Below are 21,782 nucleotides of genomic sequence, written 5' to 3' on the forward strand. Positions count from 1 at the left end.
CAGGATGGATGGAAGGTACGGAGCTGGTCGTCGCGGTCGACGACGGCGCGTTTCCGGTCCTGCACTCGTGGGTCAACTCGGTCGGACTGCGGCTGGGCATATCGACACTGCACGTCGCCCTACGAGGCACCAGGGCGACGATCGGTCCGCTGGTGCCGGTACGCGACGGTCCGTGCTACCTCTGCTGGCGCATGCGCGCCCTGGCGTGCGAGCGCGACTTCGCACAGGCGATGGCCCTCGAGGAGGAGCTCGACAGTCGCCGCCGACCTGGCAACCCGGGTGGGCGGCCGCTGCCGATCCTGCTGGCGAAGGTGAGCGGCGCGCTGCACGATCCGCGGCTGTCCGCCGGCGTACTCACGCTTGACGCGCGCAACGAAGCGGAGCTGTGCCATCCGGTGCTGCCGCGTCCGGACTGCCCGGCGTGCTCGAAGTACGCCGCCCCCAGTCCGGGCCAGGTCACAGACCTCGGGGTGGTCGCCCAGGGCGCCGTCGACCGGTTGTGCGGGGTGGTCCGTGCGCTGGAGCCGATCCCGAAGGACGTTGACGAGCCGGAGCGCCCGTACCTCTTCCGGTCCGAGCTCGCGAATGCGCACTTCCGCACCGGCCGCGACGCCTTCGTGTCCTGCTCGGGCAAGGGCTGGACCCGGGCCGAGGCTCGCGACAGCGCCCTGGGCGAGGCTCTGGAACGGTACGCCGCGATGACCTGGCAACCCGAGCGCCGGATCACTTCGACGTACGACGGGCTGGACCGGCCCGCCCTGCATCCGCGACAGCTCGTGCTGTACGCCGACCATCAGTACGACTCCCTACCGTTCCAGCCCTGGCGGCCGGAAACCGAGCTCGAGTGGGTGCCCGCGCAGTCGTTGGTGACCGGGGACGACGTCTGGATCCCCTTGTCGGCAACGCATCTGGGCTACCGGTCAGCGGCCGCCTTGTTCCCCGCCACCTCGAACGGTTTCGCGGCCGGGCTGAATCGGTCCAGCGCCACGCTCCGGGCCCTGCTCGAGGTGATCGAGCGGGACGCCTTCCTGATCGCCTGGTCGCATCGGCTGCCTGGGCGGTCCGTGGCTGCGGCCGAGGTGCCGGACGAACAGGTGCGGGCGATCGCCGCGACCCACGCCCGCCGTGGCGTCGAACTGGTCGTGCATCTACTCCCGACGGACACAGTCGCAACGGTCGTCCTCGCCATCGCCTGGTCCGACCAGGCCCCGGCGGCGGTGGTAGGAGTCGCCGCCGCGATGGAACCGGTCGCCGCGGCACGTTCCGCCGTACTCGAGGTCGGCCAAGTGCGCCCGCTGCTCCGCAGCCGCCTCCGGCTGCCCGCGGTCCGGGCCCGGATGGCGGAGCTGGCCGCCGTACCGTCCGAGGTGGCGACGCTGGACGACCACGACCTGGCATACGCCGACCCGGACGCTGCTGCCACCGGCCTGCGCTTCCTCCGCGAGAGCCCACAGGTGCCGTGGCCGCAGGCAGTTGCCCAGGACAACGGTGATCTCCCGTCGTTGGTCCGGTCGCTGAGCCAGGTGGCGGCGGACGTGCTCGCCGTGGAGGTCACGCCTCCCGACGTCGCCCGACTCGGAGTGCGGGTGGTGCGCGGGCTGGTGCCGGGCTTCGTCCCCATCTGGTTCGGCGCGGACCAGGCGCGGCTGGGCGGATCCCGGCTGCTGGAGATGCCTGCGCGGATCGGGTTGCGGCCGGGTCCCGCGCGGATCGACGACCTGAACCTCGCGCCACACCCACTGGCGTAAGGGAGGAGCGATGTCGCCTGACACCTTCCGGACCGGACAGCCGCTGGCGTGGACCTATCACCGCGGCTCTGCGGACGCTCCGCTCACCATGCCGGAAGCAGTCTCGCCACCCCTGCCCAGCCGGGAGGACCCGACGGCACCGTGGGTGCCGTTGCCACCGGGTCCGGAGCTCGCCTCGCCCTTGAGTGAGCTGGTCCGCGACCGAGTGTCATGCCGCGACTTCCTGGACCAGTCGATCAGTCTCCCGGAGCTCGCCACACTGCTGCGGATCGGCTACGGCTCCACCGGGACGACCGCCGGCGGGCCGCTGTACGTCGTCGACCGAGCGGTGCCGTCCGGGGGAGGCTTGTACCCACTCGAAGTCAGCGTGCTCGCGCGGTCGGTGGACGGCCTGCCCGCAGGTGTCTACCACTACGTGCCGTTGGCCGACGGACTCGAGCGGATCCGGGACCATCCGGTGCCGGCATCACTGGTCACCCGACTCTTCCTGGGCCAGCGCTGGGCAGCCGAGGCCGCCGCGATCATGGTGCTGTCCGCCGTCTGCGCACGCAGCCTGGTCAAGTACGGCGACCGCGGGTACCGCTACCTCCTGCTGGAAGCGGGCCACGTCGCCCAGAATCTCGTGCTGGCGACAACCGGGCTCGGTCTCGGGGCGGTCACTCTCGGCGGCTTCGTCGACGACGAACTGTCCGTGCTGCTCCGCCTCGACGCCGAGGCGGAGATCGTCCTGTACGGCGCAGCCGTCGGCCGGCCGTCGCCCGGCGACCGCACCGCCCGCCGCGCGCTCGGCCGGCTCGCGGGTGGTTAGCCGCTCGTCGATCGGCCGAGCCGGATCGCCAGGGCGGCCACCTCGCGACGTGACGACGTCCCAGTCTTGTGCAGCAGGTTCGACACGTGCACGCTGACCGTTTTCTCACTGATGAACAGCGCCTTCGCGATCTCGCCGTACGTCCGGCCGGCCACCAGATGGGCGAGCACCTCCCGCTCCCGTTGCGTCAGCGAGCGCAGCCGCTCCGGTACGTCGTCCGGCAGCGCCGGCTCCTGGAGCGGAATGCCGCCGAGGGCTGCCAGCGCCTCCACCTGCTCCCGCAGCGGAACGGCGCTGACGTCGGCGGCGAACCGGTACGCCGACCGTAGTGGCTCGGCGACGACGTTCCGCGACCCTCCCTCGCTGTGCAGTGCTTGCGCCCACCGCCACGACGCGACGGCTTCGTCCCACCGCAGTCCGGCGACGGCGCACCGGCGTACTGCTTCCGCCCAGTGTCCGGAGGTCTGCGAACCGCCTTCGTACCGCGCCCGCTCGGCCGTGAACAGGGCCTGCATCGCCGGTTGGATCAGGTCGGTGGGCCCACCGGGCTCGAAGGGCGGCGGCTGCATGCCTCGGCGTACGGCGAGCAACTCGTCGAACGCCGCCCGGGTCGTTGCCTCGGCCTCGTGGTCACGCCGGTCCCGTGCGGTCTCCATCAGGTCGGCCGCGACGCGGGCTCCCCAGACCAGCATTTCGTCGGCGTCGCGGGTATCGGCGTACTGCGTGGCGATCGTCCGGCGCAGCAGGTCGAGGGCTTGTTCGGCGCGGCCGGTGGTCAGCAGGTACTCGGCCAGGACGGGCTGTGCGAACAGGCCGGCGCGCATGTCGAGATCGGGCATCAGCTCCTTGGCCCGCCGGACATGCTGACCGGCCGCGTTCGGACTCCCTTGCCGGACGGCCAACGACGCGGCACTCAACCGGACCATCGCACCGGCGTTCGGCAGTCCGGCGAGGGAGAGACCTTCGCGAAGCACGTCGGCGCTCTCCGGCAGCCGTCCGAGCATCAGCAGGTGGTGCGACAGCAGCCCGGCAGCGAAGGCGGCGACCGACAGCGCGCCCTCGTCCAGAGCGAACGCGAGGAAGTTCCTGGTCGGTTCGACGGTCTCCAGCAGTCGGCCTCGCCGGGTCAGATAGTTCTGCCGGATCACGAGCATCCGCCAGATCAGGTCGGGCTCGCCGGTCTGCTCGGCGAGCCGCAGGCCGGTGGCGGTGTCGTGATCAGAGCCCTCGCCGTGGACGTCCGCGTTGCCGCGGACCGCGTACGCCAGGCTGAGCGCCGCCTTGGAGCCCGACCGGTGCGCGGCCTGCACCACTTCCTCGGCGTACCTCCCGGACAGTTGGGGTTCGTTGTTCCACCACTGGCACCAGGCGAGGAAGGCGAGGGCCTCGGCGTACTCCTCGCTGTCGGGAGAGCCCGCGCTCAACTCGAGCGCGTGCAGTGCCTCGGCGACCGGTCGTCCGTCGGTCCTGCCTGTCGCCCAGGCGGCGTCCGCCCATCGCCGCAGCAACCGGCAGGCCCGCAGCGGGTCCGTGCGCTCGTCGACGAGCTCCACCGCTCGGCTCCAGGCCCGGAAGCTGGCCTCGCCGTCACCGGCCAGGTCGTTCGCGCGCGCAACGCGCTCCAGCAGGCCGACCTCTTCGTCTGCATGCTCATCCGGGTGCTCACCTGCGTGCACGGCCGGCCACAGCCGGGTCGCACGACGCAGATGCACCGCCTCCTCACGCCGCGCCTTGATCGCGCCCGCGAGGTCGGCTGCTCGCAGCGAGGCCTCGAGACAGGCAGCCAGGTCGTGGGCCGCTTCGTAGTGCAGCGCGAGGTCTCCCTGTCGCTGGACCTCGTCGAGGCCGGCGGCCGGGTGGGCTTCGAGGACCGTCGCCCAGGCGGCGTGCATCGGCCCGGCCTCGCCGGGGACGAAGGTGGCGTACAGAACCTCGGCCAGCAAGGGATGCCGAAACCAGCAGGTCTCGGCATCCTGCGCCACGCTGATCCCGGTGTTCGTCGCTGCCGCCAGTGCGCCGGTCACCTCGCCGGGACCGATCCCGCACGCCGCGGCGACCTCGATCAGGTCGTCGATCGATGCCGGCCGCCCGGCGACCGCGAGCAGCCGCATGACCTCCCGCGCCGCCGCCGGCAGCCGGTGCCAGGCAGCGAGCAACGCGCCCGTCAGCTCGGCCGGCAGACCGGCGGGCAACGCGTCGGCGGTCACGGTGACTCCCTCGAGGAGCAGTTCAGTGAGGTAGGGATTGCCCTCGGACCGCCGGACGACCTCGTCCACGAGCCGGGGCCGCGGACGTCCACCCAGCAACGTCGCGATCTGTTGCTCGGTCTCGTCCCGGCTCAGCCGATCGAGCCGTACGTCGCTCACCGACGGAAGCCGGCGGAGATCCGCCAGCCAGCCGTGCAACGGGTGACCGGTGACGAGCTCCTCGTCCCGGTACGTCGCCAGCATCGCCAGCCGCTGACTGCGGAAACCGGCCACCAGGTAGGCGAGCGCGTCCCGGGACGCTGGATCGGCCCACTGCACGTCGTCGACGATCAGGATCGTCGGCCGGTACCTGGCGATCGCCATCACCAGCGCATCGAGCACTGACAAGAGCCTGACCTCACGCTCGAACGCTCGCCCGCCCAGCGCCGGCAGCACCTCGGCGGCGGCCGGCACGGCCTCGACCACCTCGGCCAGCTCAGGAGACTCGGCCGACTCGGCCCAACCCTCCAGCGCACTGACGAGCGGACCGTACGGCGAGTCGACAGCACCGAAGCGGACGCAACGGCCCCACAGGACAGCCACACCGCGGTCGGCGACGTCGTCGCAGACCGCCCGCACCAGACGGGTCTTGCCGACACCGGCCTCGCCGTGCACGAACACCGCACACGGTCGCCCCTCGATCGCTCCCCGCATCGCGGTCCCGAGGACCTCGCGTTCCCCGATCCGGCCGGCGATGCCGGGTGAGCTGGTGGCAGCTCCCCTTCCCACACGGCTCAGTCTGCCGTCGGCAGCCCCGGCTTGTCTGTATCCGCTGTCCGGCGGGCATCAGCACGCCGGACAGCGGATCCCCCTCCTGGTGGAGCTTGCGGCTACCCGGCGAGCCGGTGGTGACGCCGGAACAGCCACATGGCACCGAAGGCGACTCCGGCACCACCGAGGGCGGAGGCGCCGGCCTGCAGCACCGCGGTCGGGTCGGTGTCCGACGGAGCCGTCGCGCCGGCCGCCACGGGAAGCACAGGCTGCACCGGCGTCACGCCGTACCGCCTGTCGTAGTTCTCCCGGGTCCCGGCGCCCGGGTAGCCGGCGCCTTCGTCCGGCCAGCTCGTCGATCCGGCCGTGGGCACTGCGCCCGGGTAGCCGGTTCCTTCGTCCGGCCAGTCCGTCGAGACGCCCACCCACGGGTCCTTCGGATCGGCCGACGCCTCGGTCGCGGTGGCGGCGACCGCGCCCATCGCCACTACGGACAGTGCGAGGGCTGACCACCTGCGGTTCATGATTCCTCCAGTGAGACTTTCGCGGCGGAGTCGCCGCTGTCCTCTCACGATCGGCGCGCAGACCCTGCGGCCACATCGGAATCAACCCCTCAGAAACCGCCCGCAACCCCTCAGATCGAGTCCAGGTACGCCATGCCGCGGGGGCTGAGTTCGTAGCCGGTTTCGAGGCTGTAGGTGAGGCCGAGGTTCTTCAGCTTGCGGACGTCGAGCTTGAACGGCGCGGTGTCGCGGTTGAGCTCGGCGGCCAGGTCGGCGGCCCGGGTCGCCGGCTTGGACTGGATCAACCGGAGCGTGGCCGTGGTCCAGGGCCCCTGCCGGCCCTCGTCGAACCGGGCGAGGCGGGACCGCAGCTCGGCCAGCTCCTCGGGAGACAGGTCCGCCTGGGCCGCCAGTTGTTCCCGCGGATCGGGTCCCTCGACCAGGTGGAATTTGATCAGGAACGTCGGCCAGTCCTCGTTGCCGCGGAGCCGGCGCCGGACGTCCTTGGCGTTGCGGCGGTCGGCGGCCGCGACGTCGGCGTCGTGGTCGGCGATCAGCTCCGGGTTGACCTCGCGGACGCTGTCGATCTCGATCCGGCCGGCGTTCGTGCGGTAGATCCGGCCCTCGACCACCCGCGGCTCCGCCCACCGCCGGTACGCCGAGGTGATCCTGCCGTCGGCGACGCCGTCGCGATCCGATCCGGCGAACAGCATGACTACCCTCCCAGCGCCTTCGCGACGATCGGCGCCAGGGCGCGCAATGCCTTGCCCCGGTGGCTGATCGCGTCCTTCTCCTCGACCGACAGCTCGGCCGTCGTCCGGTCGTACCCTTCGGCGGCGAACAGGACGTCGTACCCGAAGCCGCCGGTGCCGCGGAGCTCGCGGATGACCGAGCCGCGCATCTCGCCGATCACGATCTCGTCCTCGGCGCCCGGCCGGACGAACGCGACCGCGGCGACGAACGACGCGCCGCGCCGCTCGTCCGGCACGTCCTCCAGTTGTCCGAGCAGCAGCAGGTTGTTCGCGTGGTTGTCCTTCGCGGGCCCGGACCAGCGGGCGGACAGCACCCCCGGCATCCCGTTCAGCGCGTCCACACAGATGCCGCTGTCGTCCGCGATCGACGGCAGCCCGGTGGCCGCCATCGCGGCGTGGGCCTTCAGCAGCGCGTTGCCCTCGAACGTCGGCTCGGTCTCGGCCGGCTCGTCGTACGCCGGTACGTCGCCCAGCCCGAGCACCTCGATCCCGGGCACGATCGGGGTCAGGATGCGGCGCAGTTCCTCGAGCTTCTTCTGGTTGTTCGAGGCGAGCAGCACACGGCTCACGCGAGCGCCTCCTGCTGCAGCTTGGTGAGCTCCGCGCAGCCCGCCGCACCGATCTCCAGCAGGCTGTCGAGCTCGCCGCGGTCGAACGGCGCGCCCTCGGCGGTGCCCTGCACCTCGATGAACCTGCCGTCCCCGGTCATCACCAGGTTCATGTCGGTCTCGGCCCGGACGTCCTCCTCGTAGCAGAGGTCGAGCATTGGGGCGCCGTCGATGATGCCGACCGAGACCGCGGCCACCGATCCGGTCAGCGGCTCGCTCTTCAGCAGCTTGCGGTCCCGCAGGTAGGACACCGCGTCCGCGAGGGCGACGTACGCGCCGGTGATCGCCGCCGTCCGGGTGCCGCCGTCGGCCTGCAGGACGTCGCAGTCGAGCAGGATCGTGTTCTCGCCGAGCGCCTTGTAGTCGATCACCGCGCGCAGCGACCGGCCGATCAGCCGGGAGATCTCGTGCGTCCGGCCGCCGATCCGGCCCTTCACCGACTCGCGGTCGGAGCGGGTGTTCGTCGACCGCGGCAGCATCGCGTACTCCGCGCTGACCCAGCCCAGCCCGGAGCCCTTCCGCCACCGCGGCACGCCCTCGGTCACACTCGCCGCGCACAGCACCCGGGTCCGGCCGAACTCGACCAGCACCGACCCTTCCGCATGGTCGAGCCACTGCCGGGTCAGGGTGACGGGCCGCAGCTGATCCGGAGTACGTCCATCGATACGCGCCATGCCCCGACCCTATGCCTCCAGGCGCTGGACCTCCGAACGCACCGGGGTGCGGAACTGGTTGACGGCCATCCGGGCCGCCCACGGCGTCAGGTCCCCGGCCCGCCGCCCCAGCCACGGCACGCCCTCGCGGACGAGCCAGACCGTGTCCGCCCACTTGCTCGGCGGCTTGTACGCGCAGTCCAGCTCCGGCGGTACGTCGATCCGCAGACCACGGCGGGCCAGCTCGTCGGCGAACCCACGAGCTAGCCGCCGGTGACCGCGTTCGCCGGGATGCAGCCGGTCGATGCTCCAGAAGTCCCGGCGGTACACCTCGGGGTAGTCGGCCATGTCGAGCCGGATCCCGCCGAAGCGTGCGTGCAGGTCGTCGTACGCGAGGTTGACCTGCTCGATCCGCTGCCACAGTGGCCGGCGCAGCCACGACGGCAGCCCGAAGACCTGGCCGTGATCGTGGAACCTGACGGTGAGCAGCAGGGCGCCGCGAGCGGTCAGCTGTTCGGCGCAGTGGTGCAGGTAGTCGCGGATCCGGCCGGCGTCGAAGCCGGACCGCATGGTGTCGTTGACCCCGACGATCAGCGACGCGAGGTCGATCGGGCCGGTGCCGGTCTCGGGCAGTTGCTCGGTCGCGACGACCGGCACGGTCGCGCCGCTGGTCGCGAAGTTGGCGAACGTCACACGGTGGGAGCTGGCCAGGGAGTCGGCGAGCAGCGAGGCCCAGCCCCGCCACCCTTCGCCCGGGCGCGCTCCGGCACCGGATAGGTCGGTCGTACTGCTGCCGTTCATCGGGTCCCCGACACCCACGGTGGTCGAGTCCCCCAGTGCCACATAGTGGAGGCTCACATTCCGTCATGGTGACGTCACCGGACGAGCCGACGGTGTTGCCTGGATGACGTGTTGGTCAATTCCAGCTGGAGGACGGGTGATTGAAGGACGGAAGTGCGCGGAGTTAGGCTGCTGTAAACAACTATGTGCAGGAGTTGCTCGGTGATGACTGATCTTCGGTTCGGTGTGGTGGGACTCGGTGCCCGTAGCCGCATCGCGCAGTACGCCCACCGGCCCGGCGAAGGGTCGGAGGTGGTCGCCCTCGCCGACCCGGCCGCCGCCCAGCGGGACGCGGCACAGGCGCAGTACCCGGACGCCACCACGTACGCCGACCACGCCGAGCTGCTCGACCAGAAGCTCGACGGGGTCTTCCTGACCACGCCGGACGACCTGCACGAGGGCCCGGCGATCGACTTCCTCCGGGCCGGCGTGGCGGTGTTCGTGGAGAAGCCGCTGGCGATCACGACGGCCGGGTGCGACCGCGTGCTGCAGGCGGCGTACGAGAGCGGCGCCCGGTTGTACGTCGGCCACAACATGCGGCACATGCCCGTCGTCCTGACGATGCGCGAGCTCATCCAGTCGGGTGCGATCGGCGAGGTGAAGGCGATCTGGTGCCGGCACTTCGTCGGCCACGGTGGCGACTTCTACTTCAAGGACTGGCACGCGGACCGTCGCCGGACCACCGGACTGCTGCTGCAGAAAGGTGCCCACGACATCGATGTGATGCACTGGCTCGCCGACGGCTACACCACCCGGGTCAACGCGATGGGCGCGCTCACCCTGTACGGCGGCATCGAGGACCGGCTCGACCGCTCGGACCAGCGGTTCGGCGACTTCGTCTCGTCGGAGAACTGGCCGCCGCTGTCACAGAAGGGTCTGGCGCCGGTGATGGACGTCGAGGACCTCTCGATGGCGAACCTCCTGCTGGACAACGGGGTCTTCCTCACCTACGAGCAGTGCCACTACACGCCGGACTACTGGCGCAACTACACCGTGATCGGCACCGCGGGCCGGCTGGAGAACTTCGGCGACGGCCCGGGCGGCGTGGTGAAGGTGTGGAACAGCAAGCGGTCGGGGTACCGCGAGGACGCGGACCTGGTGGTCGAGATCCCGGACGCCGAGGGCGGTCACGCCGGTGCGGACCCGCGGCTGGTCGGCGAGTACATCCGGTTCGTCCGCGAGGGCGGCGCGACGCTCACGTCGCCGGTCGCGGCCCGCGCCGCGGTCGCCGCCGGCTACGCCGCGACCACCTCCCTGCGCACCAACGGCACCCCGGTCGACATCCCACCCCTGGACCCAGCCCTGGTCACGTACTTCGACAACGGTCAGAGCCGCTAGTACGATCCTTGTCGTGAATACGTACGCCGCCATGCGAATGCTGAGCCCTCGATGCGGAGGACTCTAGCGGCGCGTGCACTGACGCTTGCAGCCAGAGAGGTCCCCGACGTCGGGGGCCTCTCTTTTTCGTCCCAGCTGCACAACGTCTCCAGGAGCACGCATGTACCCGATCACCTATCTCACCGACTGTTTCGACGCGAACGCCCGGGCCCGGCTGAGCACCCGCATCGGCGCCCTGTTCGGCCAGTCGCCGACCATCGTCGCCGCCGACGGTCCTGATCCTGAGGCCTTCGCGGCCCTCACCCTGCTGGACTGTCTGAGATCCACGGAATCCCTGGGCGAGGACGGTCATCCGACCATCACGTTGCTCAACATCGCACCACGCGACGGTGCGTGGCCGAACGGCGTACCGTTCTGCTACTTCTGGTTCGGGCGGCACCTCGTGGCCGGCACGTTCAACCCGCGTGCGCTCGCCCTCGTACGGCGGGAGCTCGACGTACAGAAGGTGTTCGTCACCGACATCCGCGAGGTCCTAGCCGCGGCCTCCTGGACGAACCTGACCTCGGCCGAGGCGGACCGGATCGCGGACACCCAGTTCCGCAGCCTGTGGTACCTGCCGCTGCTCGCCAAGTGGATCGCCGACGACCGCTCGGTCCCGTCGACGCCGACCGTCGTACCACTCACCCCGGACGAGCCCCCGACCATCAGCGTCATCGACAACTTCGGCAACTGCAAACTCGACCACCACCCATCGACAGCCGGCTTCGCCCTCGGCGCCACCCTCCCGATCACCCACCGCACGCCCGACGGCACCACCATCGTCACGAACGTCCGCTGCTACCCCCACCTGACAGCAGTCCCACGCAACGCACCAGGCCTGATCCCCGGCTCGTCCGGCACCGGCTACCTCGAGCTGGTGATCCGCGGCGGCTCAGCGGCGAAGTACTTCGACCTGAGGCCCGGAGACTCGCCTCTGCACGGCGTATGAGGTGCCAGAGGCGGGACTCGAACCCGCACGCCCGGGGGCACCGGCACCTAAAGCCGGCGTGTCTGCCGTTCCACCACTCTGGCCGGGAAGTCGCCTTCCCTGCGGAGAACATCCTAGGGGAGGCGGTGCCCGCTGATCCCCACACAGCTGCGGGGACCAGCGGGCGCGACCGTGTTCAGCGGCTCTGGAGGGCGTCGATGAAGACCTGGCGGAGGTCGGAGGGGTTGCGGGCGACGTAGCTCTGGCCGCCGGTCGCCTTGGCGATCGCGCGGAGCTCGTCGGCGTTCGCCTCCGGGCCCATCCCGAGGGCGATGATCCGGACCGGGCGGGCCGGGTCCTTCAGGCCCTCGAGCGTCCGGACGGTCTCCTCCAGCGTCGGGCTGCCCGGGTCGTCGTTCTTGCCGTCGGTGAACAGCAGGATCGAGTTGACCGCCTTGGAGTCGTACTGCTGCCGGACCGCGCGGACGGCCGCGATCGCGGTGTCGTACAGGCCGGTGCTGCCGTTCGGGATCGGGCGCTGGATCTTCAGGTTGTCCAGGATCTTCTTGCGCTGCCGGTCCGACAGCGGCGCGATCGGGACGAGCTCCTTGTAGTCGGCGCCGTCCGGACCGATCTTGGTCGAGAACGTCCACAATCCGAGCGACGCGCTGTTCGGGAACAGCGACAGACCGCCGCCGGCCGCCTCGATGGTCAGCTGCATCCGGGTCTTCTTGCCGACCAGCTCGGCCATCGAGCCGGAGATGTCCAGCACCGCGAGCGAGTGCGTGGACAGCGACAGGCGGGTCCAGTTGAGCAGCGTCTTGTCGATCGTCTCGCCGTTCGGCTTCGGCAGCTGCGTCAGGTCACCGACACCCCGGCCGGCGCTGAGCGGGCTGAACAGCGCGTCCCGGAAGCCGGCCTCGTCACGTGCCTGGGCGGCGCCGTCGGTGAGCAGCTCGGCCGCGAGCGACTTCGCCGCGTCGTTGGCCTGCTCGGTCTCCGACTTGGCCGTGACCACGATCGGGTAGTCCAGTGTGAGCGTGCCGGTGGCCGGCACGATCGCCTTCAGCTGGGCGTCCGGGTGGTCCTCCTGGTACTTCACGAAGCTCTGCTCCGAGGCCGGTACGACGACCCGGCTGCCGTCCTGGTCGGCCCGGGCGAACAACCCGTTCGGGTCGGTGTACGGCTTGGCCATCGAGCCGAGCCGCTGCGCCAGCGGCACGACCACCGTCGCGACCTGGGTCTCCGACGCCGACGTCCGCTGCCGCTCCGACTGGATCGCGAGCAGCGAGAGCGCACCCGGCGACGTACTCAGCGGATCGAGCAGCGCGGGCTCGGCCGCGCCGAACGAGCGCAGCCAGGACGAGGTGTCGGCGAAGTTGGTGTTCCGCCCGACCAGCACCAGCGGGGACGACGCGATCGACGGTACGGCGACCGTCGGCACGCTCTCGCCGTCGTCGGCCTGGGCCACCCAGAGCGAGGAGTCCGGGATCCACAGGTCGGGACGGTTGTCGGTGCTGCCGGCAAGTTCCTGAGCGACCTTCGCCGAGGGTGCCGCGGTGATGGTGAACTGCAGACACGGAGTCCCGTCGTCGCCGCCCTTGCCGGCCAGCGTCTTCGCCGCCGACTCCAGTGACGGCTGGAGCTCGGGCGTCGTGCTGAGCGACACCTGTGTGGGGTCGTCGCACGACTGGCCGCCGCCGCTGAGGAAGCCGTCGGCTCCCGCCTCGGACCCGAAGGACCGGACCACGAACACGGCGCCCAGCGAGATCACCAGAAGCGCGACCGCGGTGATGTACACCGAACGGCGGTTGTTGTTACTTCGCGTCACCGCAGAGGAATGTTTTCCCATCGCGGCAGGTCCCTCCCTCCCAGAGGCTGACTGCGCGCGCAGATTACCCGGTTTCGGCTGGTCACGGCCAAGATCGCCGTGGCACGTCCCACACTCCGGCAGCGACCGCAACCGGACGCTGACCGGCCTGCGAGTACCGCTCTTTCGCAGGAACGCTCAAAAACTCACCGACGGTAGTCCTTCGGCTGCGGTGGGGTGAAATCTGCGTGTGATCCAAATCACAGTGGATCTTTGCTCAAACGACCGTTCCATGGACCACTCGCGTGAAACGGTCGAAGGTTTTCCTCCACCAGGAGGCGCGGCTCGGGAGGTCGTTGACCGTGACTCAGAGGCCCAGGTCGCGGCGGAGCTTGGCCACGTGCCCGGTCGCCTTGACGTTGTACTGCGCGACCGCGATCTTCCCGTCCGGGTCGACCACGAACGTCGACCGGATGACGCCGGTGACCTTCTTGCCGTACATGGTCTTCTCGCCGAACGCGCCGTACTCGGTCAGCACCTGCTTGTCCGGGTCGCTGAGCAGCGGGAACGTGACCGCGTCGCGGTCGCGGAACTTGGCCAGCTTCTCCGGCTTGTCCGGGGAGATGCCGAGGACGGCGTACCCGGCGGCCTGGAGGGAGTCGAGCGAGTCACGGAAGTCGCACGCCTGCTTGGTGCAGCCCGGGGTCATCGCGGCCGGGTAGAAGTAGACGATCACGCTCTGCCCGCGCAGGTCCGTCAACGCCACCTGGTTGCCATCGGCATCGGACAGCGTGAACTCCGGTGCGGTGTCACCGACGGACAGACGTGCGCTCATCAGGCCCCTCCACGATCGATCGACTGACCGCAATGGTACGGGTGGCGCTGCCGGCCGAGCGCGGCGAGTTGCGTGCGGGGAGGTCGCAGGGTGGAGTGGACGCATGCGGGCGATGACAGTGACGACGGGGAAAGCTGACTCTGCCGCCGTAGGAGAGGTCGAGGAGCCGCCGCTCACCGACGGCTCGATCCTGGTCGAGGGACTGCTCACCGGGATCTGCGGCACCGACGTCGAGTTGGTTTCGGGGGCGTTCGGCTCGGGCAGACCGGGCTCGAGCCACCTGGTGATCGGCCATGAGTCGCTCGGACGCGTTCTGGAGGCTCCGGCCGCGTCCGGCTTCGCCGCGGGCGACCTGGTGGCCGGAGTGGTCCGCAGACCCGACCCGGAGCCCTGTCCGGCGTGTGCGCGCGGCGAATGGGACTTCTGCCGCAACGGGAAGTACACCGAGCGCGGCATCAAGGAGATGGACGGGTACGGCGCCGAGCGGTGGCGCGTGGACCCGTACTTCGCCGCACCCGTCCCGGAGCAGCTCGGGCGGCTCGGCGTACTCGTGGAGCCGGCCAGCATCCTCGCCAAGGCGTGGGAGCAGGTGGACCGCGTCGCGTCGCGGTCGTGGTTCGGGCCGGAGCAGGTGCTCGTCACCGGGGCCGGTCCGATCGGGCTGCTCGCCGCTCTCATCGCCGTGCAGCGCGGGTACGCCGTACATGTCCTGGACCGGGCCGTGGACGGGCCGAAGCCGGAGTTGGTGCGGGCGCTCGGCGGGACGTACCTGACCGACCTGTCGGAGCTGACTGTCACGCCGGACGTGGTCATCGAGGCCACCGGAGCCGGGCAGGTGGTGTTCGACTGCGCCAAGCTGCTCGCGCCGGCCGGAGTCATGTGCCTGACCGGTATTTCGCCGGGACACGCGACCCTCGACGTACAGCTGGACGCGCTCAACCGGCAGCTGGTGGTGCGCAACGCGGCCCTGGTGGGCTCGGTGAACGCGGCCAAGCGGCACTACGCGGACGCGGTGGACATCCTGACCACGGCCGACCGGGCCTGGCTGGAGCGGTTGATCACCCGGACGGTACCGCTGTCCGACTGGCCGTCCGCACTGGTCCGGGAGCCGGGCGACATCAAGGTGGTCGTCGACCTGCAGGCATGACCTGCAAGGATGGAGTCAGCAGGGCAGCCCCGGCCATCCCGGGGCAGCCCCGAGGAACGAAGGGAGTGTCGACAGGTGTCGGAGACGAAGGCTCGGACCGCCGAGCAGATCGAGGCGGACATCGAGGCCACCCGGGTGCGACTCGCCTCGACCGTGGACGAGCTGGTCGACCGGGCGCACCCGAAGAACGTCGCGAAGCGGCAGGTCGAGCAGGCGAAGGCGCAGGTCTTCGACGAGCGCGGCCAGTTGCGCACCCAGAAGATCGTCGCGGTCGGCGGTGCCGCGGTCGGCGTCCTCGCCGTCCTGCTGCTGATCCGCCGGCTGGTGGGTCGCCGGTGACTCCTCGCAAGCGGCTGTCCGACGACAAACTGCCGATCCGGATGCTGCACGACCGGGTGCTGGTCTCCCTCGAGCAGGAGGGCGAGCGGAAGTCCTCGGCGGGCATCCTGATCCCGGCGACCGCCCAGATGGGCCGCCGGCTCGCCTGGGCGAAGGTGGTCGCGATCGGCGCCAACGTCCGGACCGTCGAGGTCGACGACCGGGTCCTGTTCGACCCCGAGGACCGCGCCGAGGTCGAGGTCCGCGGCGACGACTACATCCTCCTGCGCGAACGCGACCTCCACGCCGTCGCCGCCGGCCGCCTCGAAGACGGCCAGACCGGCCTCTACCTCTGATCCAAGCCGTAGAGGCGTACGGCGTTGTCGCGACCCCACATTCTGGCTACGCGGGCGGCGTCCTCAGCTGACCAGTCGCCTTGTTGGACGAAGGTGTCCAGGACCGAGGTAGCTGCTCGGCGCCAGAGGGTGGCGCCTAGGTAGTGGAGTTCGGCGGGGCCCCAGGCGTCGGAGGAGTAGAGGAGCTTGGCGAACGGCGCCAGTTCCAGGCCTTCCGCGAGTACGGCGGGTGCCCGCGCGCCGACGTACATGGTGGTGAGACCCAGGTCGAGGTGGACGTGCGGGAAGACGTGGGCGAGGTAGCCGGCCTCGCGGTGGTACGAGTAGCAGTGCAGCAGGACGACCTGGGTGCCGAGCGGCTCGACCAGGCGCAACCACTCCGTCAGCAGCGCCGGGTTGACCCGGTGCAGCTGCAGGTCGGTGTCCCCGAGCCCGACGTGGAGCTGGAGCGGCAGACCGCGCCGCGCACCGGTCCACAGCAGCCAGCGCAGCAGCACGGGGTCAGTGACGCGCTTAGCGCCGGTCGCGTACCAGCGGTCCAGTGATGCGCGTACGTCGCCCGCACTCGGCTCAGCCGGGTCGAAGTCGAACCCGTACCGATACGCCACGATGCTCTTGAGCCCGACCGCTCCAGCAGTCCGCTCCTCCAGTCGACCTACCAACGCATCAGGTACGGCGGCCACGTCCGACTCCTGTGAGGCGACGTACTCGAGCTCAGCCTCCAGCCGGACCACCTCATGCGCGCGGGAGCCGCTCAGCTTCGCCAGCTCGTCGACGTCGGTCAGGGAGTCGGCCAGATGCCCGGTGTCGACCAGGTAGTCGCTCACGCCGGCCGCACCGAGGAAGAGCCGATTCACGTCCTGCTCAGCACGCGCGGCCAGGTAATCGTCGGCCGACGCGTGCGGCTCGAGTCCCAGGAGGGGCGCGCAGTGCCGGCGGATCGCCAGGCCCAGCTGCGAGTCGAACGTTGACATCCACGCCGGCACCGGACGGTCGGACTCGGTGATCAGCTTCTCGAACCCGGCCCGGTCGAGCGGCTCCTTGACCGCGCCGTGCACGTGGTGATCCACGAGTTGCAGGTCGTCCAGATCCATCGCTCACCCTCCCACGTCGGCGTCGGGTCCATCCAATCCCATTGCCAAGGCGCGAACGGTCGTGCTTTTATTTCAGAGTGGGCAAGGGTGAGGAGACTCGAGCTGCTGTGCTCGACGAGGCTGCGCGGGTGGTGAGTGCCGCCGGGCTGGGCGGGCTGACCATCGGGTTGCTGGCCGACCGGATGCAGCTGTCGAAGAGCGGCCTGTTCGCCCACTTCCGGTCCAAGGAGCAGTTGCAGGTCGCGGTGGTCGAGCGGGCGGCGGAGTTGTTCGCGGAGCGGGTCGTGCGGCCGGCGCTGCAGGCCCCACGCGGCGAGCCGCGGCTGCGGGAGCTCTTCGACCGCAAACTCCGCTGGGACGACGGCGATCTGGCGTTGCCCGGCGGATGTTTCTTCGCCAGCGTCTCGGCGGAGCTCGACGACGCCCCGCCGAGCCCGGTCCGCGACCGTGTGGTCAGCGCCGAGCGCGACTACGGCGACCTGCTCGCCAACGTGTTCCGGACCGGGATCGGCGAGGGCCACTTCCGGCCCGACGCCGACCCCGAGCAGTACGCCTTCGACATCAGGGGCGTCCTGCTGTCCTACCACCACGCCAGCCGGTTGCTGGCCGACCCCAAGGCCGAGGACCGGGCGCGCACCGCCTTCGAGGCGCTCCTCCGGGCGGCCCGCCGCTGACCCCCTGATCTGAGTCTGGAGCACCCGACGTGGCACCCAAGAAAAGCACGAACGTTCGGTTCTTTAATCTGTCGTTCCGTCTCTTAGAGCTTGTCGCGCCAGTGGTCGGTGTGCGGATCGTCGACCGGCTCTGGTTCCGCCTCCCCGCCGTGCCGCCGCACGTACGACGGCCGGGCGGTGAGCTGCCGGTGGCGACGCCGTTCGAGGTCGACGGCGTCCGCGGGCAGGCGTACGGCGACGGGCCGAACGTCTACCTCGTCCACGGCTGGGGCGGCTGGGGTCTGCAACTCGCCACCCACATCCAGCCGCTGGTCGACGCGGGCTTCCGGGTGGTCACGTACGACGCACCAAGCCATGGTGACTCGGCCCCGGGAGGCGGGGGCAAGGGCGCCGGGACGCTGCTCGAGCTGGCCGCCGCGCTGGAAGCGGTCGTCGCCGCGCAGGGTCCGGCGTACGGCGTGATCGCGCACTCCCTCGGCGCACCCGCGACCGCGCTCGCGCTGCGCGACGGGCTCGCGGTCGAGCGGGTCGTCTTCATCTCCGCGGCGACGGACTTCACCGAGGCGCTGGATCAGCTGGAGGCGTTCCTGGGGTTCGGGCCGCGGATCCGGGCCGGGTTCCTGCGGCGGTTCGAGGCGCGGTTCGGGCCGATGGACTCGTTCCGGATGGAGGTGCTCAGGTCCGCGATCGCCGGTCCGTTGCCGTCGCTGCTGCTGATCCACGACCGGGCGGACCGCGAAACGTCGTACCAGGGGAGTGCCGAGCTGGCCGCGCGCTGGCCGGGCGCCCGCCTCGAGACCACCGAAGGGCTGGGGCATCGGCGCATCCTCCGCGACCCCGACCTGGTGAAGAAGGCGGTCGAGTTTCTCGCGGAGCGGGCGCCTGCCGAGCGGGCACCGGGCCGGCAGGAGAGAATGCCGGAGTGATCTTCGAGACTTCGCGCCGGTTGCCGGACTTCCCGTGGGACAAGCTCGCGCCGTACAAGCAGAAGGCGGCGGCACATCCCGACGGGATCGTGGACCTATCCATCGGCAGTCCGGTCGATCCGGTGCCGGAGCTGATCCAGACCGCGCTCGCGGAGGCGGCCGACGCCCCGGCGTACCCGACCACGATCGGTACGTCGACCGTCCGCCAGGCGGCCGTGGACTGGATGGCGCGGCGTCTCGACGTACCGGAGGTCGACCCGCAGGCTGGCGTGCTGCCGGTGATCGGCACCAAGGAACTGATCATGCTCCTGCCGACGCTGCTCGGGATCGGCGCCGGCGACACCGTGCTGATCCCGGACCTGGCCTACCCGACGTACGAGGCCGGCGCCGCGCTGGCCCGGGCCACGAGCGTCCCGGTCGCGGACCCGGCGACGTACGACGGGCCGGTGCGGATCGCGTACCTGAACTCGCCGCGGAACCCGTCCGGCGAGATCACGTCGGCGGCGGACCTGCGTCGCGCGGTCGAGTGGGCGCGGGCGAACGGCGTACTGCTGGTCAGCGACGAGTGCTACGCCGAGTTCGGCTGGGACGCGCGCCCGGTGTCCGTGCTGCATCCGGACGTGAGTGGCGGTAGCTTCGACAACCTGCTCGCGGTGCACTCGCTTTCGAAGCGGTCCAACCTCGCCGGATACCGCGGCGGCTTCGTCGCCGGTGACGAGTCGGTCGTCGCCGAACTCCTTGCCGTCCGCAAGCATGCCGGCCTGATGGTGCCGGCGCCGATCCAGGCCGCGATGGCCGCCGGGTTCGCCGACGACGGACACGTGGAGGAGCAGCGATCGCGGTACCTGCGGCGGCGCGCCGTCCTGCGGGACGCCCTGACGGACGCCGGGTGGGTCATCACGCTGTCCGACGGCGGCCTCTACCTGTGGGCCGAGCACCCGGACCACGACGCGTACGGTTCGGTCGGCGCGCTCGCGGACCGCGGCATCCTGGTCGCCCCGGGCTCGTTCTACGGTACGGCGGGCGAGCGGCACGTCCGCGTCGCCCTCACCGGCACCGACGAGCGGGTCGACGCGGCGGTGAAAAGATTGCAGGAGTGACAGAACTTCCGCGTTTCCGGTGACGTCTTCTTCTGTGGCCGCATCTTTAGTGGGTAAGTTGCGGTCGGGGAGAGGAGCGTTCACATGGCGTGGCGGGTCTACGGGGTGGGATTGGCAGCGCTGCTGCTCGCGGCAGGTCTGCACGCGCCCGGTGCAACGGCGATCAGTGCAACGGCGATCAGTGCAACGGCGGTCGACGAACCGACGCCGCCGACGTCGGTGGTGAGCGAGTCTCCGCCGACTCCCTCGACCCCGCAGGAACTGATCGAACCGCCGACGCCATCAGCGGCTGAGACCCCAGCGACCGAGGAGCCGACGGTGACGCCGCCTCCCACGCCGACTCCTAAGCCGACTCCTACGCCGACGCCGTCGGTGACCGCGGACGCCGAGGACTGGTCCATCACGCTGGACAAGCCGGCCGCGTCCTGGGAGGACCGGGTCACGGTCTTCACCGGCAGGATCAGCCAGCCGATCACCGGCTCGTACATCACGCTCTGGCAGCGCGTGCCCGGTGCGTGGGTGCTCCGCGGTTCGGCGCGGACCACGGCAGGCGGTGTCTACCGGTTCCACTACGTCTCGCCGGGGCCCACCACGTCGGCGTTCCGGACGATGATCGGCGTCAAGGCCGAGACCGCGCTGGCGATCTCGGACTACCAGCTGTCCAACATCCAGGACCGCAAGATCGTCCTCAACAAGCCGGCGCCCTGGTACGCGACGCTCACCGGTGTCTCGGTCACCGGCCGGATGATCCCGGCCGAGCCCGGCAAGGAGCTCGCTCTCCAGGACTACCTCGGCAGCGGCAAGTGGAGGCTGCTGGCGATCGGCACAATGGATGCTGCTGGCAACTTCCGGCTCAGGGTGCCGGACGACGTCCCGGCGACCCGGACCGTCCGGGTGGTGACACGCTGGGTCACCCAACCGCTGATGGAGTACTCCGGTCTCGCCACCGTCGTGGTCAAGGCCCACCTCAACGCCAAGGTGTACGCCGTCTCGGCGTCGATGGTGCCGTACACGTACCGGGCCGGCTGTCCGGTCCGGCCGTCGTCGCTGCGGCTGATCCAGCTGAACTACTGGGGCTTCGACCGCAAGGTCCACCGCGGCGAGCTGATCGTCCGGGACGCCGCCGTCCAGAAGATGCTCACGGTCTGGACCTCGACGTTCGCGTCCACGTTCCCGATCCGGCAGATGCGCCGGGTGGACCGGTTCGGCGGCAGCGACATCAAGTCGATGGCCGCTGACAACACGTCGGCCTTCAACTGCCGCCGGGTGACCGGCAACCCGTACGCCCTCTCGCCGCACTCGTACGGCTGGGCCATCGACATCAACACCGTCGAGAACCCGTACCTCGCGGCCAACGGTGTCTGGTACCCGTCCAACGGGCTCGCCTACCGCAACCGGTCGGTGTCCCGGCCCGGCATGCTGTACGCGAGCAGCACCGCCACCAAGGCGCTGGTTGCCCAGGGCTACTTGTGGGGCGCGTACTGGAGCAAGCCCGACTACCAGCACTTCCAACCGAGGTGAGAGCCGTCGCAGCCGCTGCGGCCCTCTCGGTGCTGCTGGTCGGCTGCAGCAGCGAAGAGACTCCGCAGGCAGCAAGCACTCCCAGCGAGACGCCGATCCCGAGCACGGTCGGCGGGACGGTGCCGGTGCCGACCAACACGCTCAACACCGTGAAGCCGACCGATGCCGCCGTACCGCCTGAGTTGCCCGAGGAGGCGACCGCGCCGCCGCCCGCGACGGCCGGTCCGCTGAATGCGCGGAACCTGCCGGCGCCGGGCACGCTGGGCGCCGGCTGGAAGACGTACGTCGACCCGGGCGGGGCGGAGGAGGGCTTCCTGGGCAACCAGACCTGGACTCGTCGTCGCGAGCCGCATCAGGCTGCGTACGAGGCCCTGCCGGTCGGGTGTGCCGGCCAGGTGCCCACCGGCTCGTTGCCGGTCCCGCAGTACGCACTGCAGGGTGCGTACCGCACAGGAGACGGCAAGCCCGGCACTGCGCTCCTCCTGCGCTTCCCTGACGCTGCCAAGGCGATGGCGTACCGGACTGGCTATCACGCGCGGATGGCGGCGTGCGGCAGTGGCGGTGACCTGAGTGTTAAGCAGCTGTGGTCGGAGGACGCCGCTGCAGCCGCAGTACGGCGCTATGCGGGTGACGAGGCCGAGCAGTTCGTCGATGTGTCCGTGGTGCAGGGCTCCACGGTCGCTCTGCTCGCGGCGGCCTCGGCTGCGCCGGACACCCAGGCCGACTGGGCGCACGGCGTCGTCCAAGCGTTGAAGGCTGTGATCGATTCACCGTAGGAAGCGCAACAGAAGTTGTATTACCTTTCAGTATTTGTTGTCCTACACTCC

Annotated in this window: 21 protein-coding genes and 1 tRNA gene; 12 read left to right on the forward strand and 10 right to left on the reverse strand. The window is 70.5% G+C overall.

Annotated features, from left to right (window positions below; all coding sequences use genetic code 11):
- Positions 1-8: 8 nt before the first annotated feature.
- The gene (locus ACQPYZ_RS08610) at positions 9-1,748 is read left to right on the forward strand and encodes a TOMM precursor leader peptide-binding protein (RefSeq protein WP_433166900.1); all 1,740 of its coding nucleotides are present in this window, start codon (positions 9-11) and stop codon (positions 1,746-1,748) included.
- Positions 1,749-1,758: 10 nt separating this feature from the next.
- On the forward strand, positions 1,759-2,556 hold the full coding sequence (locus tag ACQPYZ_RS08615; protein WP_433166901.1) for a SagB/ThcOx family dehydrogenase: 798 nt from the start codon (positions 1,759-1,761) through the stop codon (positions 2,554-2,556).
- Here the strand turns inward: ACQPYZ_RS08615 and ACQPYZ_RS08620 are convergent.
- The 6 genes from ACQPYZ_RS08620 to ACQPYZ_RS08645 all read right to left on the reverse strand — a co-directional run bounded on the left by ACQPYZ_RS08620 (position 2,553) and on the right by ACQPYZ_RS08645 (position 8,887).
- Positions 2,553-5,531, reverse strand: a complete 2,979-nt coding sequence (locus ACQPYZ_RS08620) for a helix-turn-helix transcriptional regulator (RefSeq protein ID WP_433166902.1) — start codon at positions 5,529-5,531, stop codon at positions 2,553-2,555. The two genes, ACQPYZ_RS08615 and ACQPYZ_RS08620, sit on opposite strands and share 4 nt — an antisense overlap.
- A 101-nt stretch (positions 5,532-5,632) precedes the next feature.
- Complete coding sequence (locus ACQPYZ_RS08625; protein WP_433166903.1) at positions 5,633-6,037, reverse strand: hypothetical protein; 405 nt, start codon at positions 6,035-6,037, stop codon at positions 5,633-5,635.
- A 110-nt stretch (positions 6,038-6,147) separates the two neighbouring features.
- On the reverse strand, positions 6,148-6,729 hold the full coding sequence (locus tag ACQPYZ_RS08630) for a hypothetical protein (protein ID WP_433166904.1): 582 nt from the start codon (positions 6,727-6,729) through the stop codon (positions 6,148-6,150).
- Positions 6,730-6,731: 2 nt separating this feature from the next.
- Entirely contained in the window at positions 6,732-7,337 is a 606-nt protein-coding gene (gene rdgB / locus ACQPYZ_RS08635) for an RdgB/HAM1 family non-canonical purine NTP pyrophosphatase (RefSeq protein ID WP_433166905.1), read from the reverse strand.
- Positions 7,334-8,050 (reverse strand): ribonuclease PH, encoded by a 717-nt coding sequence (gene rph / locus ACQPYZ_RS08640; protein ID WP_433166906.1) that lies wholly within the window; start codon positions 8,048-8,050, stop codon positions 7,334-7,336. The genes rdgB and rph overlap by 4 nt, the downstream gene beginning before the upstream one ends.
- Positions 8,051-8,059: 9 nt before the next feature.
- Positions 8,060-8,887 (reverse strand): SGNH/GDSL hydrolase family protein, encoded by an 828-nt coding sequence (locus tag ACQPYZ_RS08645; protein WP_433166907.1) that lies wholly within the window; start codon positions 8,885-8,887, stop codon positions 8,060-8,062.
- 147 nt (positions 8,888-9,034) lie between these two features.
- Between ACQPYZ_RS08645 and ACQPYZ_RS08650 the strand changes: the two genes are divergently transcribed.
- Both ACQPYZ_RS08650 and ACQPYZ_RS08655 read left to right on the forward strand, forming a co-directional pair.
- A complete protein-coding gene (locus tag ACQPYZ_RS08650) occupies positions 9,035-10,207 on the forward strand; it encodes a Gfo/Idh/MocA family protein (RefSeq protein ID WP_433166908.1) in 1,173 nt (390 codons plus the stop codon).
- Positions 10,208-10,367: 160 nt separating this feature from the next.
- The gene (locus tag ACQPYZ_RS08655) at positions 10,368-11,195 is read left to right on the forward strand and encodes an SAM hydroxide adenosyltransferase (RefSeq protein ID WP_433166909.1); all 828 of its coding nucleotides are present in this window, start codon (positions 10,368-10,370) and stop codon (positions 11,193-11,195) included.
- Between the two features lie 2 nt (positions 11,196-11,197).
- Here the strand turns inward: ACQPYZ_RS08655 and ACQPYZ_RS08660 are convergent.
- The 3 genes from ACQPYZ_RS08660 to bcp all read right to left on the reverse strand — a co-directional run bounded on the left by ACQPYZ_RS08660 (position 11,198) and on the right by bcp (position 13,819).
- A tRNA-Leu gene (locus ACQPYZ_RS08660) sits at positions 11,198-11,278 on the reverse strand.
- Positions 11,279-11,370: 92 nt separating this feature from the next.
- The gene (locus tag ACQPYZ_RS08665; protein ID WP_433166910.1) at positions 11,371-13,005 is read right to left on the reverse strand and encodes a substrate-binding domain-containing protein; all 1,635 of its coding nucleotides are present in this window, start codon (positions 13,003-13,005) and stop codon (positions 11,371-11,373) included.
- Between the two features lie 346 nt (positions 13,006-13,351).
- On the reverse strand, positions 13,352-13,819 hold the full coding sequence (gene bcp, locus ACQPYZ_RS08670; RefSeq protein WP_433166911.1) for a thioredoxin-dependent thiol peroxidase: 468 nt from the start codon (positions 13,817-13,819) through the stop codon (positions 13,352-13,354).
- A gap of 103 nt (positions 13,820-13,922) precedes the next feature.
- Here bcp and ACQPYZ_RS08675 point away from each other — a divergent pair, with 103 nt between their 5' ends.
- The 3 genes from ACQPYZ_RS08675 to ACQPYZ_RS08685 all read left to right on the forward strand — a co-directional run bounded on the left by ACQPYZ_RS08675 (position 13,923) and on the right by ACQPYZ_RS08685 (position 15,640).
- Positions 13,923-14,966 (forward strand): glucose 1-dehydrogenase, encoded by a 1,044-nt coding sequence (locus ACQPYZ_RS08675; protein ID WP_433166912.1) that lies wholly within the window; start codon positions 13,923-13,925, stop codon positions 14,964-14,966.
- A 75-nt stretch (positions 14,967-15,041) separates the two neighbouring features.
- On the forward strand, positions 15,042-15,305 hold the full coding sequence (locus ACQPYZ_RS08680) for a DUF3618 domain-containing protein (protein WP_433166913.1): 264 nt from the start codon (positions 15,042-15,044) through the stop codon (positions 15,303-15,305).
- On the forward strand, positions 15,302-15,640 hold the full coding sequence (locus ACQPYZ_RS08685) for a GroES family chaperonin (RefSeq protein ID WP_185759412.1): 339 nt from the start codon (positions 15,302-15,304) through the stop codon (positions 15,638-15,640). Before ACQPYZ_RS08680 ends, ACQPYZ_RS08685 begins: the two co-directional genes overlap by 4 nt.
- Here ACQPYZ_RS08685 and ACQPYZ_RS08690 read toward each other — a convergent pair.
- Positions 15,631-16,734: an amidohydrolase family protein gene (locus tag ACQPYZ_RS08690; RefSeq protein WP_433166914.1), complete on the reverse strand. Its 1,104-nt coding sequence runs from the start codon at positions 16,732-16,734 to the stop codon at positions 15,631-15,633. The genes ACQPYZ_RS08685 and ACQPYZ_RS08690 overlap by 10 nt on opposite strands.
- 107 nt (positions 16,735-16,841) lie before the next feature.
- On the opposite strand from ACQPYZ_RS08690, the gene ACQPYZ_RS08695 reads away from it, so the two are divergent.
- The 5 genes from ACQPYZ_RS08695 (at position 16,842) to ACQPYZ_RS08715 (ending at position 21,731) form a co-directional block, all read left to right on the forward strand.
- On the forward strand, positions 16,842-17,408 hold the full coding sequence (locus tag ACQPYZ_RS08695; RefSeq protein WP_433166915.1) for a TetR/AcrR family transcriptional regulator: 567 nt from the start codon (positions 16,842-16,844) through the stop codon (positions 17,406-17,408).
- 110 nt (positions 17,409-17,518) lie between these two features.
- On the forward strand, positions 17,519-18,334 hold the full coding sequence (locus ACQPYZ_RS08700; RefSeq protein ID WP_433166916.1) for an alpha/beta fold hydrolase: 816 nt from the start codon (positions 17,519-17,521) through the stop codon (positions 18,332-18,334).
- Positions 18,334-19,434, forward strand: a complete 1,101-nt coding sequence (gene dapC, locus ACQPYZ_RS08705; protein ID WP_433169644.1) for a succinyldiaminopimelate transaminase — start codon at positions 18,334-18,336, stop codon at positions 19,432-19,434. The genes ACQPYZ_RS08700 and dapC overlap by 1 nt, the downstream gene beginning before the upstream one ends.
- Positions 19,435-19,518: 84 nt before the next feature.
- Positions 19,519-20,955, forward strand: coding sequence for a M15 family metallopeptidase (locus tag ACQPYZ_RS08710; RefSeq protein ID WP_433166917.1), 1,437 nt, complete (start codon positions 19,519-19,521; stop codon positions 20,953-20,955).
- Positions 20,952-21,731, forward strand: coding sequence for a hypothetical protein (locus ACQPYZ_RS08715; RefSeq protein ID WP_433166918.1), 780 nt, complete (start codon positions 20,952-20,954; stop codon positions 21,729-21,731). Before ACQPYZ_RS08710 ends, ACQPYZ_RS08715 begins: the two co-directional genes overlap by 4 nt.
- Positions 21,732-21,782 lie beyond the last annotated feature (51 nt).

Source organism: Kribbella sp. CA-247076 (assembly GCF_050942445.1).
GTDB lineage: Bacteria > Actinomycetota > Actinomycetes > Propionibacteriales > Kribbellaceae > Kribbella.

Coding starts and splice junctions, on each gene's coding strand:
- ACQPYZ_RS08610 (WP_433166900.1), top strand. CDS start 9: ATGGAAGGTACGGAGCTGGTCGTCGCGGTCGACGACGGCGCGTTTCCG.
- ACQPYZ_RS08615 (WP_433166901.1), top strand. CDS start 1,759: ATGTCGCCTGACACCTTCCGGACCGGACAGCCGCTGGCGTGGACCTAT.
- ACQPYZ_RS08625 (WP_433166903.1), bottom strand. CDS start 6,037: ATGAACCGCAGGTGGTCAGCCCTCGCACTGTCCGTAGTGGCGATGGGC.
- ACQPYZ_RS08630 (WP_433166904.1), bottom strand. CDS start 6,729: ATGCTGTTCGCCGGATCGGATCGCGACGGCGTCGCCGACGGCAGGATC.
- rph (WP_433166906.1), bottom strand. CDS start 8,050: ATGGCGCGTATCGATGGACGTACTCCGGATCAGCTGCGGCCCGTCACC.
- ACQPYZ_RS08650 (WP_433166908.1), top strand. CDS start 9,035: ATGACTGATCTTCGGTTCGGTGTGGTGGGACTCGGTGCCCGTAGCCGC.
- ACQPYZ_RS08655 (WP_433166909.1), top strand. CDS start 10,368: ATGTACCCGATCACCTATCTCACCGACTGTTTCGACGCGAACGCCCGG.
- bcp (WP_433166911.1), bottom strand. CDS start 13,819: ATGAGCGCACGTCTGTCCGTCGGTGACACCGCACCGGAGTTCACGCTG.
- ACQPYZ_RS08675 (WP_433166912.1), top strand. CDS start 13,923: ATGCGGGCGATGACAGTGACGACGGGGAAAGCTGACTCTGCCGCCGTA.
- ACQPYZ_RS08690 (WP_433166914.1), bottom strand. CDS start 16,734: ATGGATCTGGACGACCTGCAACTCGTGGATCACCACGTGCACGGCGCG.
- ACQPYZ_RS08710 (WP_433166917.1), top strand. CDS start 19,519: ATGGCGTGGCGGGTCTACGGGGTGGGATTGGCAGCGCTGCTGCTCGCG.